The organism is Petrotoga sp. 9PWA.NaAc.5.4 (genome assembly GCF_002895485.1).
Taxonomy (GTDB): Bacteria; Thermotogota; Thermotogae; order Petrotogales; family Petrotogaceae; genus AZRK01.
Genome location: NZ_AZRK01000002.1, coordinates 254,412 through 267,384 on the forward strand (window position 1 = coordinate 254,412; position 12,973 = coordinate 267,384).

Consider the following 12,973-nt stretch of genomic DNA (forward strand, 5'->3'; position numbering starts at 1 on the left):
TCTATTTTTATGAAAATACCAATTTAACAAAACTTAATTTGATTTTATTTAGCTTTAATAAGAATATTATATATTTAGAAAGACGTGCAACTTGCGCTGATATGTTAAATCAATCAAATTAGGAACTTTAGAAATTATATTTTTCAGAAAATAAGCATTTGAATTTAAAATGATTAAATTACTCCATCTGATGCCACACCCTGGCTGAAACAAAAAGTGTCGCATCCAACCCTTTGGTGAGAGGAATTTCTATTACATTTACCCCTTGGTAGAATGGGAGCGGCGGAGCCCTTTCCCTATCCTTATAGATATACGTACCTAAGAACTTAAAAAAATAGGTAAATTGTCAAAATTAGAATTGCATAAGCATTTTATAAATAAAGATTTTTAGAAAATAAGCTTTTGAATTTAAAGTGGGTTCAGAGCGAAGCCCTTACCCCTCTCCTTAGATATACGTAACAAAAAAGTTAAAGAAATTCATATTCTGTAAGGATTATAGTTGAGGAGGTATTTTTGAAAAAATTAAGATTCAAAACATTTATAGAATAATAGAATAAGAGTTTTATAGTTTTTAAAGTAAGTATAAAAATTTTAAGGAGGTGTTTTAAATGAAAAAGTTGGCAGTTTTAAGTTTTGTATTTGTTTTTTTAGCGGGATTGATTTTTCCTGTTACCACGATTGAATTTTGGCATGCTATGAGTGGGGACAGAATTCCTTTAATTCAAAGTATGGTTGATGATTTTGAAAAAGCAAACCCTGATATTAAAGTTAACGTGCAGTATACAGGAAGTTACCCTGAAACTTTGAACAAATTAAGTGCAGCTGTGCAGTCAAGAAATGCCCCTCATATAGTTCAAATATATGAAATAGGAACAAGAATGATGATTGATAGCGGTATAATTGTTCCAGTTCAAGATTTACTTGATCAAGATAAGTCATATGATCCTGGTGTTTTACTTGAGCCTATTTTAAACTATTACACAGTTGATGGCAAACTATATTCAATGCCGTTCAATTCTTCCACTGCTATACTTTACTATAACAAGACTCTTTTTGAACAGGCGGGACTCGATCCAAATAGACCACCTCAAACATATGAAGAATTTTTAGAATATGCAAGAATTCTTACAAAAAAAGATGCAAGGGGAAATACAATTCAATATGGTTTTACTTGGCCTACTCATTCTTGGGTATTTGAACAATTATTAGCTGCTGCAGACGCACCTTTTGTTAACAATGACAACGGAAGAACAAATCGAGCGACAGAAGCTGTTTTCAACAATGAAGCTGGAGTTAAGATATTTGAATTATTTAATCAATTGAATAAGGAAGGCTTAATCCTTAACACTCCCAGAGAAGATTGGGCAGCAGCGAGACAAAATTTCATTCCTGGAAAAGCTGCGATGTTAATCACTTCTACATCAGATGTCGCGATGTTTGAAGCAGGACTTGCGCAAAATGGTTATGAATTGGGAACTGCTTTTTTACCGGTACCAGATAAAAATACAAGTGGAGGGCCTGTAATTGGTGGTGCAAGTTTATGGTTAATAGCCGGACATCCAGATAATGAAACAAAAGCAGCTTGGGAATTTATGAAATTTGTAAACCGTGAAGATCAACAAATAAAATGGCATAAAGGGACCGGATATTTTCCAGTAAGAAAAGATGCGATACAAACACTTCACTATGAAGGATTTTATGCAGAAAACCCTAATTATTTTACGTCACTTTTGCAGTTACTATTGGCTAAAAGAAATTATAATACGAGTGGTGCGGTTATTGGTGTATTTCCTGAAGCACGGGATATTATCGAAACTGCCTATGAAAGAATGGTAGCTGGTCGAATGACACCAGAATCAGCGTTAGCTTGGGCAGAAAATGAGGTCACAAAATTGATTAAAGAATATAATCAATTTTATAAATAGCCTCTTTTCAAAATTAATCATAAATAATAAAGATATCCAAGGAAGAACCTATTTTCTTCCTTGGATTTTTTAGGAGGAATTAACTATGAAATGGGGAAAATATACTCCTTATCTTTTATTAATACCTACTTTTTTAATAATAGGAATTTTTATTTATTGGCCGGCTGTAAATTCTTTTTCATTGAGTTTTTTTAAAACTGCCCCTTTTGGTCAAAAGAAAATCTTTGTAGGCTTGCAAAATTACATAGATCTTTTTACAAATCAAACTTATTGGAATGCCGCGAAAGTAACTTTAATATATGTAGCTTCAACTGTTGTAAGTGTAATTATATTGGGATATTTAATAGCCCAACTGTTAGATAACAAAATATTTGGTGTAAAGATTTATCGGACAATCATATTTGTTCCTTATGCTATTTCTTTCGCTATTGGAGGAGCTTTATGGGTTTTTATGTTAAATCCAGTAGCAGGTCATATTAATTATTTTTTATCTCAAATTACCGGAAAAAACATTAATTGGTTAAATCAAACGCCGTATGCCCTGATTTCAATAATAGTTGCTAGTATATGGAAAATGCTCCCTTTTTCGATTATATTTTATCTTGCTGGTCTTCAATCTATATCAGAGTCAATAATAGATAGCTCTATAATAGATGGAGCAAATACCTGGCAACGTATGTGGAGAATAAAATTTCCCATTCTTTCACCAATTACGTTTTATCTTGTTATTATGAATATAACTCACTCGATGTTCGAATCTTTTGGAATCATTGATATAATGACAAAAGGAGGACCTCTTGGAAGTACAACTACTCTTATATATAAACTTTATCAAGATGCCTTCTTTTTTCAGAAAACAAGTATGGCAGCAACCGAAAGTGTCATACTTTTCATAATAATGTCTTTTATAACTTTTCTCTATTTTAGATTTGGAGAAAAAAAGGTTCACTATCAATAAAGGAGTAGATAATAATGAAGATAAGCTCAAGAAAAAGACTAAATTATTTTTTGATAGAAATATGTTTAATAGCGGTATCATTAGCAATGTTTTTACCCTTTATTCTCGCAATTTCCATGAGCTTTATGGGTCCTACAGAAGTCTATTCTTATCCGCCAAAATTTTTACCTTCAAGCTTAAATTTTCAAAATTATTTAGATGCTTTAAAACTAGTTCCTCTTGGAAAAATGTTATGGAATTCTTTGATTGTAGCTACTTTTATTACATTGGGAAAGTTAATTACCGGTACTTTGGCAGCTTTCGCCTTTTCTTCCTTTAGATTTAAAGGGAAAAACATTCTTTTTTCTACTTTGTTTATAACTCTATTTTTACCTGCAGAAACCGTTATGATATTACCTCTTTTTATGATAATGTCAAAATTTGGGTGGGTAAATACATATTGGGCTTTAATAATACCTTTTACTGCTTCAGCGACAAACACTTTTTTATTTAGACAACATTTTATGTCTATACCTCAAACTTTAGAAGATGCTGCGAAGATTGATGGTGCTACTCCTATGCAATATTTTTTCAGAATACTCATTCCTTTATCAGGGCCAATGATTGCAGGGGCGTCTATAATTAATTTTGTTTATGCTTGGAATATGTATCTTTGGCCGTTAATAGTAACAATGGATGACAGGATGAAAACAGCACAAATTGGTGTAAAAATGCTTATTTCCGCAGAATCCACAAATAATTGGGGTGTAATAATGGCTGGTACTCTAATGGTAGCTATTCCAACATTAATAATATTTTTCTTACTTCAAGATTTATTTGTTAAAAGTTTGGTAAGTAGTGGATTAAAAGAATAGTGAAAAGTATTGTTATATTTTTTGAGATGGAATATAACCCCCAACGGTAAGCATAGAAGTTTTAGACGTTATGATATAATTAAATGGAAGAATAAATAGTTAAAATAGGTAATCTAAAGAAATTTTAAATTTAAGTAGATTGCAAAGTAAACCAAGATAAAATGGGAATTTTATGAATGCTAAAGCGAATATACTCAATCAAATTGGGGGAAATAAATGTATAAACTTACAAAAAACAGGAATTTTAAGTATGTAAACACTAAATTTAATAAACAGTTGTATGTAACACCACTTGTAACAGATACCCATTTACATATGTTAGGTTTAGGCGAAAAATTATCTCAACCAACTTTAGAAGAGAAAAACCTTTTTGATATCAAAAAAATTTTAGAAGGACTTTTAAGCCGAACTCCAGATAAAATAATATTAAGGGGTTGGACGGAAGAATTTTCAAAACCAACTAAGTCTTTTTTGGATGAAATAACCAAAGATATTCCTATTTTATTGATAAGAAGATGTGGACATATTGCTGTCGCAAATTCTAAAGTTTTTGAAATAATTGATTTTATAGGATTAGAAAGTTATATAAATTTTGAAAAAGGTATAATTAAAGAAAAGGCAATAGATAAATTTTATGAAATATTTGGAGCTTTCAATAATATAAAAAATAATTATGAGATTGCAAAAAAATTTTTGAAAAGTAAAGGGTATGGTTTTGTTCATTCAGATGATTTACATGGTTTAAGTAAAGAAGATTTACCATATAAAGAAGATAAAGATTTTAATGTATACGAAAAAGTTGCTATAAAAAATTTTGAGGAACTTTTAAAGTATTATAAAGAAGGTTATTTTGATGAATTTAATTCAGTAAAAGTATATTTAGATGGCTCTTTAGGTGGTAGAACTGCTTATTTGCTCAAAAAATATAACGATGCAGATACTTTTGGTGAAAAATTATGGAGTGATGAGGAACTAACGGAAGTTGTTAAATTTTGTGAAGATAAAAGTTTGCATTTGGCCGCTCATGCTATAGGAGATGGAGCGATTGATCAGATTTTAAATATTTTTAAAAGATTGAAACCAAAACTGATACATAGAATTATTCATGCAGAAATTTTAAACGAAGTTCAAATAAAAGACTTGAAAAGTTTTAATATAATTGTTGATGTACAGCCCCAGTTTATAGAATCTGATAAAGTTTTTATTAATGAGAGGTTAGGAGAAAGAATAGTGAATGCCTTTAAATTTTTTGATTTGTTTAAAAATAATATACCCCTGTTTTTTTCTTCAGATGCTCCAGTAGAAGAACCTGATTGGATTAGAGACATTGTAACGTTAAAAAATATGGGAATACCCTATGAATACTCTTTGCATCAAATTATATACGCTCCTGAATTAGTCGATAAAATAGATAGAGAATTAAGTATGGAAAATAAAGCTTTAATATTCAATGAAAATCCTTTTATAAAGATATTTAAACCAGAAATATTTAACGAAAGAGAAAAGGGTGAGGATTTTTGAAAACAAGAAACATAGTTATTACGGGTATATTGATTGCTTTAACTTTTGTTTTGACTTTTGCTATTAAAGTTCCCGTACCTTTCACGAGAGGATATGTACATTTGGGAGACAGTATAATATTTATTGCGTCGATTCTATTTGGGTGGAAAGTTGGAGCGTTAGTAGGAGGATTAGGTTCTGCTCTTGCCGATTTAGTTGGGGGTTATGCTTTTTGGGCAATTCCTACTCTTATAATAAAATCAATTATGGGAGCTCTTGTTGGTTTAATTTCATATAATTATAGAAAAAAATATTCTTTGAAAAATGAGATTTTTATTTTTTCTATAAGTGTGAGTGTGTGGATAGTGTCTATGCTTAGTATTTCATTATTTTTAAAAAATTTAGTAGCAAATTTAGCCAATACTTCTTTAGCTCAAACTTTAATTGAAGAATTAGGGTATGAAAATATAGAAGAACTATCATCTTTTTTATTGCAAGTTAGAAGTTCAATCAATATAGTTTTGATTGTTATTCCGCTTGCCTTAACTATATTCTCTTTAACTCTGAGAAAAAGGGATTTAAAATTATTTAATTTGGGTAACATGATGGGAAGTGTTATAGCTGGTTTATGGATGGTAGTAGGTTATTTTTTGGTGGGAAGATTAATTTTAGGGAATTGGGTTATACCTATTTTTGAAATTCCATGGAATGTGATGCAGTTTTCTTTAGGAATGATAGTAGCCTATCTTGTTTTATTAGGTATTCAAAAAACAAATATTAAATGAAAAAGCCGGTTGCTTGAGGCGACCGACTTTGTTTTTTTATGCTAATTTTTCAAAACGGTTTTCTACTTCTTTCCAATTTACCACATTCCACCATGCTTCTATGTATTCTATCCTTCTATTTTGATATTTTAAATAATATGCATGCTCCCAAACATCTAAACCTAAAATAGGTTTTAAGCCAAAAAAAATAGGATTATCTTGATTAGGTGTTGAAATTATAGACATATTGCCAAAATCATCCGTTACTAACCAAGCCCAACCACTTCCAAATCTTGAAACTGCAGCTTTGGAGAATTCTTCTTTGAAATTCTTAAAACTTCCAAATGTTTTATCGATTTTTTCTGCTAATTTTCCAAAAGGTTTTTCTTCAACTTTTGGTCCCATGATTGTCCAAAATATTGAATGATTATAATGCCCTCCTCCGTTGTTTCTTACAGAAGTTCTTATATCGTTAGGAATGTTGTCTAAATCTTTTAATAAGTCTTCTACATTCTTGTTTTTTAACTCAGGATGTTTTTCTAAAGCCGAATTTAAATTGTTAACATAACCGGCATGATGCTTGCTGTAATGAATTTCCATAGTTCTTGCATCTATATAAGGTTCTAATGCATCATAGGAATAAGGTAATTTAGGTAGTTCAAATGCCATATTGACACCTCCACTTGAAATTAATTCCGATAAAATTTATCGTATTTAAATTATAGCATATTTTTATTCTAAAAGCAACACTTTTTGAAAAAATATTTGATAACTTCAATTAGTCTTAAAAAAACTTTTAAATCTACCAAAAATAATATGTTATAATAATCTTTGATAATATTTTAAAGTAATTTATCAAATGTTTATCGTATTTTAGGAATAAGTATTTTTAAAAAAGATAGAATTTTGATTTTGAGTATACGTTTAACCTAAATATTTAAAAAGGCGAGGTATTTATGAAAGTTTATTTAAGTGATCTTCATATAGGTCTAGGTAACGAATCGGACGATTTTATATATGACGATCGATTAATAAAATTACTTGACGAATTGCAAAAAGAAAAGACTGAAATGTATATAGTGGGAGATTTTTTAGAGTTAACTAATCTAATTAACGATGGTTATATGGCAAACACAGCGAATGAATATGCTAATAACTTCGACGTTTCTTTGATAGACGAAATATTTAAAAGCCATGAAAAATTAATAAATACTTTTAAAAATTTTTCAAAAAAAAATAGAGTTTATTATATTGTTGGAAATCATGATTATTATGTTCTTTTGAACCATAAAATAAAAGAAAAAATAAAAGAGAATTTTGAAAATTGTGAAATTTTGCCTTTTTATTATGATGAAGAATTGAAACTTTTTGTAATTCATGGTAATCAATTTGATCCTGTAAATAGATTAAATCAAGATGAAGAAGGGAGTTTAATTCCTTCTTTTAGTGAGTATATGAACAAGTATATTAATTATAATTTTGCAAATATAGCTATTAAAATCCTTCCTAAAGAGCTTTTCTCGGATTATCAAAATATATATCCACAGTTGGATGTTTTTAAATGGTTAGATTATATAAAAAACAAATATGAATTAAGTTATGATTTAAAGAATCAATGGATTGAAACATTTACTCAAATGATTAAGACGGACCAGGTGAAAAAATGGATGAAAATTAATTATCCTGGAATCAATGTATTGTCAAATATTTTTGTAAACAGAGTAGGTGGCATTAAATTAGGAGAATCGATTGTAAGAATAGGGATGTTTTTCAGAAGTTTAAGAAATTCTAATTCTTTATTGATGAAGGCACAAAAACTTTTAGATGAAAATTTTTTTATCCCGAAAAATTATTTACTTGGCTTTTATGATAAAGACATATCTTTTTCAGAGGGAGATATTAATTCGATGGTGATGGGACATAATCATAGAGCTTCTTTTAATATAATATCCAACGGAGCAGGGAAAAAATTTTATGCTAACACAGGGACTTGGAAGTTTATGGTGAATAGAAACTTTGGCATTAATAAGAATGAATTTGTTAAAAGAAAGCTAATTTCTTATTTAGTAATAACTGAAAAAAATAAAAAAATCATTGCTAAATTAATTAAAGAAGAAGCTTATTAAAAAAATTTATAAGTAAAATTGTTTGTTAAATTTTACATAAATGAGAATGATTAAAAAAGTTAATATAATATAATTTGTTAGATAAAATTAAAAACTGGTCAGAGGAGGTAGAAGCATGTCTAAAAAATATGTATATGTTTGGAATAAAAACAAAGTAGAAGGAAATGCGAAGATGAAAGATATTTTAGGCGGAAAAGGTGCTAATTTAGCAGAAATGGCATCGTTGGGTTTACCGGTTCCTCCAGGATTTACAATCTCAACAGAGGTTTGTAAATATTATTGGGAAAACGGTAAGAAGTTTCCGGAAGGTTTGAAAGACGATGTAGAAAAAGCAATGAAAGAATTGGAAGAAGTTACAGGCAAAAAATTTGGGGATCCTAATAATCCTTTGTTAGTATCCGTAAGATCTGGAGCGGCAGTTTCAATGCCAGGTATGATGGATACTATATTGAATTTAGGGCTTAATGACGATTCTGTAGAAGGTTTGGCAAAACAGACTAACAACGAAAGATTTGCATGGGATTCTTATAGGAGATTCATCCAAATGTTTGGAGATGTTGCGTTAGGAATCGCCCACGAAAAGTTTGAAGAAAATTTAAATAAGGTAAAAACTCAAAAAGGTGTAAAACAAGACATAGAATTGGATGCAAACGACCTTAAAAAGGTCGTGGAGTTGTATAAAAAATTATATGAAGAAGAAGGTAAAGAATTTCCTCAAGATCCTATGGAACAACTTTGGATCTCTATAGAAGCTGTTTTTGGAAGTTGGAACAATCCGCGTGCAATTAAATATAGGCAAATCAATAATTTGGATAATCGAGGATTGCTTGGAACAGCGGTAAATGTTGTTGCAATGGTTTTCGGAAATATGGGTGAAGATAGCGGTACAGGTGTTGCTTTTACAAGAGATCCTAACACTGGGGAGAAAAAGTATTATGGTGAATTTCTTACAAATGCTCAAGGAGAAGATGTTGTTGCTGGAATTAGAACTCCAGAGAGTTTAGAAGAACTTAAAAATATTAATCCAGGTGTTTATAATCAACTAATAGAAGTTATGAATAATTTAGAAAAACATTTTAGAGATATGCAGGATGTAGAATTTACAATCGAAAAAGGCAAACTTTATATTCTTCAAACAAGAAGCGGTAAGAGAACTGCTGCGGCTGCAGTTAAAATTGCTGTAGATATGGTAAAGGAAGGGTTAATAAATAAAGAAGAAGCTGTTATGAGAGTAAGGCCAGAAGATATCGAAAAGCTTTTGCATCCGGTTTTTGATCCCGAGGAATTAAAAAAGGCACAATATATTGGTAAAGGCCTTCCTGCATCTCCTGGTGCTGCTACAGGTAAGGTTGTTTTTAGTGCTGAAGATGCTGAGAAAAAAGTAAAAGAAGGTGAAAAAGTAATCCTTGCAAGACCAGAAACATCTCCTGAAGACGTTGGTGGTATGAACGTTGCAGAAGGGATTTTAACATCTCGTGGTGGAATGACTTCACATGCTGCAGTTGTTGCAAGAGGTATGGGTAAAACAGCCGTTGTTGGTGCTGAAGACATAGCAATAGACTTAAAAAATAAAGTTATAAGATCTAATGGTGTAGTAATTAAAGAAGGTGAATGGATTTCAATAGATGGTAACGAAGGGAAAGTATACGCTGGGAAAATAAAAACTGTAAGACCTCAAGGATTGTCTGGCGCAATTTCTGAATTACTTAGTTATGCTGACGAAGTTTCCGATTTGGGAGTACGTGCTAATGCTGACGTTCCAAGAGATGCGAAAGTCGCCAGAGAATTTGGAGCGCAAGGAATAGGGTTGTGTAGAACCGAACATATGTTCTTTGGCCCCGAAAGAATTAACAAAATGAGAAGAATGATTGTTTCAAAAACTGAAGAACAAAGAAGAGCGGCTTTGGAAGAATTACTTCCTTTCCAAAGATCGGATTTCAAAGGTTTATTTGAAGAGATGGAAGGATTTTCTGTTACGATAAGACTTTTAGATCCTCCACTTCATGAGTTTGTTCCAGAAACCGACGAACAGATTAAAGAAGTAGCAAAAAGCTTAGGGATTAGCGAAGAAGAGTTAAGACAAACTGTGAAGGAATTGGAAGAATTTAACCCAATGATGGGACACAGAGGTGTAAGGTTAGCAATAACTTACCCAGAAATAGCAGAGATGCAAACTAAAGCTATTATTTTAGCTGCAATAGATATAGTAAAAGAAGGGAAAAAAGTTCAGCCAGAAATAATGATTCCAGTTGTTGGAAGCGTTAAAGAACTTACTATCTTAAAAGAGTCTATTAAACAAATAGCAGATCAATTAATAAAAGAAAATAACGTGGATTTAGAATATAAGGTTGGAACAATGATAGAAGTTCCAAGAGCTTGCGTAGTAGCAGATCAAATTGGTGCAGAAGCAGATTTCTTTAGCTTTGGAACAAATGATTTAACGCAATTGAGTTTAGGATTTTCAAGGGATGACTATGGTAAATTTATAGGAGATTATTTGGCAAAGGGAATATACGAAAAGGATCCTTTCCAACAAATAGATAGAGAAGGTGTAGGTAAGTTAATAAAACTTGCTTTAGACGGAGGAAGAGCTGCAAATCCAAAATTAAAAGTTGGAATATGTGGGGAACATGGAGGAGATCCAGAATCTATTGAATTCGCTCATTTAGTAGGATTAGATTATGTAAGCTGTTCGCCTTACAGGGTTCCGGTAGCAAGGTTAGCTGCGGCTCAAGCAGCTGTAAAATACAAAAGAGGAAAGAAAGTAAATTATCAATAATAAACATTATTTAATATAATTGAAGAGGAACGGGGAGACTTCTCCCCGTTTTTTTGATTTAGTGCATTTTTAGATTTGATTGACAACTTTTCTTTAATATGTTAAAATTGAAAAAACATTTACATTTTTAGGAGTAAAAAAATGAAAGTGGTGGAAGCTATTAAACAATCAAAAAATCCGATACTTTCCTTTGAAGTAATTCCGCCAAAAGTTGGTGGAAATATTAACAATATCTTCGAAGTTTTAGATGATTTAATAGAATTTTCTCCACGATTTATAAATGTAACTAAGCATGCAAATGAAATAGAATTTATGGAAAAAGAAGGAAAGATTGAAAAAATCATCAGGAATAAACGGCCAGGAACGGTCGGTATAAGTGCCGCCATAAAAAACAGGTATAAAATAGAGGTAGTTCCTCATCTTTTATGTGTAGGTTACAACAAATATCAACTTGAAGATATATTGATAGACCTTAATTATCTTGAATTCGAAAATGTTTTCGTGATACGGGGAGATAAAAACAGATATACATGGAAAGTTGAAGGTGAATATGAACATGCTTCTGATTTAGTTAGGCAAATTAGTGAGCTTAATCAGGGGAATTATACTTGTCCTTTAAAAAAGGCTTTTCCTACCAATTTTTGTATAGGTGTGGCTGGTTATCCTGAAAAACACGTTGAATCACCCAACTTGAGAAAAGATTTAGAATACTTAAAATTAAAAGTAGAGCTGGGAGCTGAATTCATAATAACTCAAATGTTTTTTGATGTGGAGTATTATAAAAATTTTGTTAAAAGAGTTAGAGAAATTGGTATAGATATTCCTATAATTGCATGGATAAAACCTATAGAAAGCAAAAAATCTCTTTATACTATTCCTAAAAATTTTTTTGTGAATATTCCTCAAAAAGTAATTCAAGATTTTGATGAAGCTCGAAGCGAACAAGATGAATATAAGTTAGGTATTAAATATACGATAAATTTAATTAAAGATCTGTTGGAAATAAAAGTACCGGGAGTTCATATTTTTACTATGGGAAGAGGAAAGGCTGTAAAGGAAATTTTAAGAGAATTAAAAGGTGTTTTTTAAAAACGATATTTTGAATTTAAATTGGGGTCAAGGCGTATCTTTCTTTACCTTTTATTTAGCTATAAGTATGAAGGAGTTAAAGGAATAGTTAATTTGTGCGTATTAGAATTATGAAGGTATTTTTGAAAAAACAAATTTTTAAAACAATTTTAAAATATGAGTTTCATAGTTTCTAAAGCGAGCATATAATTAAAAAATAGGAGGAATTACAGTGGAAAAGTTAGATTTTTTTACTTTGACTGATGAGGACGGAAATGAATCTGATTTTATGTTTGTAAAGGAAATAGAATTGGACGGCAATACTTATTGGATATGTCAAGAAGCTTTTAAAGATGACGAAAAACAAGAAATGGTTTTGGAAGAGATGGTGGCTTTTAAAGTGGAAAAAGAAGGCGAAAAAATATTTTTAAATAGTATAGATGATGAAAAAGAGTTTACAAAAGTTTCAGAATTGTGGGAAAAGATGGAAAAGGAAGAATTCCAAGAAGATTATGAAAATGAAGAAGATTTTGGAGAAGACGATATGGATGATGAATACGAAGATGACTGGTATATAGAAGAAGATGAAGATGGAGAAGACGAAGAAGACGAAGATTTTGAAAACAAAGATGAATACTAAATAAAAATATAAAAAAGCCGACAACAAAGTCGGCTTTAAATTTATTTGGCACGCCCGGAGGGAATCGAACCCCCAACCTGCGATTTTGGAGACCGCCGCTCTACCAGTTGAGCTACAGGCGTAGTACTTCAATAATTATAACATAAAAAACATAATCAATCAAGAGGTTTCTTTTTTAAATTAAGGTGAATTCATTTTTTAACAATCATTGAATATGCTTATTAATATTGAGATAGATCAGACTGTTAAAATAAAAGAGAATTGTTTTTATGGTATAAAAAAATTAATTTAATAGTAACATTAATTTATCTACAGTGTTTTAGTGTTAGCAAACTTTTCACCAAAGTTAGCTCATTTTA

10 protein-coding genes and 1 tRNA gene are annotated in these 12,973 nt (G+C 30.7%); 9 read left to right on the forward strand and 2 right to left on the reverse strand.

Features of this window, described 5'->3' with window-relative positions:
- Positions 1 to 608: 608 nt before the first annotated feature.
- The 5 genes from X924_RS02560 to X924_RS02580 all read left to right on the forward strand — a co-directional run bounded on the left by X924_RS02560 (position 609) and on the right by X924_RS02580 (position 6,022).
- A complete protein-coding gene (locus X924_RS02560) occupies positions 609 to 1,925 on the forward strand; it encodes an ABC transporter substrate-binding protein (protein WP_121957379.1) in 1,317 nt (438 codons plus the stop codon).
- An 85-nt stretch (positions 1,926 to 2,010) separates the two neighbouring features.
- The gene (locus X924_RS02565) at positions 2,011 to 2,883 is read left to right on the forward strand and encodes a carbohydrate ABC transporter permease (RefSeq protein ID WP_121957380.1); all 873 of its coding nucleotides are present in this window, start codon (positions 2,011 to 2,013) and stop codon (positions 2,881 to 2,883) included.
- A 14-nt stretch (positions 2,884 to 2,897) separates the two neighbouring features.
- Positions 2,898 to 3,737, forward strand: a complete 840-nt coding sequence (locus X924_RS02570) for a carbohydrate ABC transporter permease (protein ID WP_121957381.1) — start codon at positions 2,898 to 2,900, stop codon at positions 3,735 to 3,737.
- Positions 3,738 to 3,953: 216 nt separating this feature from the next.
- A complete protein-coding gene (locus X924_RS02575; RefSeq protein ID WP_121957382.1) occupies positions 3,954 to 5,258 on the forward strand; it encodes an amidohydrolase family protein in 1,305 nt (434 codons plus the stop codon).
- The gene (locus X924_RS02580; RefSeq protein WP_121957383.1) at positions 5,255 to 6,022 is read left to right on the forward strand and encodes an ECF transporter S component; all 768 of its coding nucleotides are present in this window, start codon (positions 5,255 to 5,257) and stop codon (positions 6,020 to 6,022) included. Before X924_RS02575 ends, X924_RS02580 begins: the two co-directional genes overlap by 4 nt.
- A gap of 36 nt (positions 6,023 to 6,058) precedes the next feature.
- Here X924_RS02580 and X924_RS02585 read toward each other — a convergent pair whose 3' ends face one another.
- Complete coding sequence (locus X924_RS02585) at positions 6,059 to 6,670, reverse strand: superoxide dismutase (RefSeq protein ID WP_121957384.1); 612 nt, start codon at positions 6,668 to 6,670, stop codon at positions 6,059 to 6,061.
- A 287-nt stretch (positions 6,671 to 6,957) separates the two neighbouring features.
- On the opposite strand from X924_RS02585, the gene X924_RS02590 reads away from it, so the two are divergent.
- From X924_RS02590 to X924_RS02605, 4 genes are all read left to right on the forward strand, one after another.
- Positions 6,958 to 8,127 (forward strand): metallophosphoesterase, encoded by a 1,170-nt coding sequence (locus X924_RS02590; protein ID WP_121957385.1) that lies wholly within the window; start codon positions 6,958 to 6,960, stop codon positions 8,125 to 8,127.
- 115 nt (positions 8,128 to 8,242) lie between these two features.
- Positions 8,243 to 10,906 carry a pyruvate, phosphate dikinase gene (ppdK, locus tag X924_RS02595; protein WP_121957386.1) on the forward strand — a complete coding sequence of 888 codons (2,664 nt, stop codon included), beginning with the start codon at positions 8,243 to 8,245 and terminating at the stop codon, positions 10,904 to 10,906.
- 141 nt (positions 10,907 to 11,047) lie between these two features.
- Positions 11,048 to 11,995: a methylenetetrahydrofolate reductase gene (locus tag X924_RS02600; protein ID WP_121957387.1), complete on the forward strand. Its 948-nt coding sequence runs from the start codon at positions 11,048 to 11,050 to the stop codon at positions 11,993 to 11,995.
- Between the two features lie 211 nt (positions 11,996 to 12,206).
- Entirely contained in the window at positions 12,207 to 12,614 is a 408-nt protein-coding gene (locus X924_RS02605) for a DUF1292 domain-containing protein (protein WP_121957388.1), read from the forward strand.
- A 46-nt stretch (positions 12,615 to 12,660) separates the two neighbouring features.
- Here the strand turns inward: X924_RS02605 and X924_RS02610 are convergent.
- A tRNA-Trp gene (locus X924_RS02610) sits at positions 12,661 to 12,736 on the reverse strand.
- Positions 12,737 to 12,973: the final 237 nt, after the last annotated feature.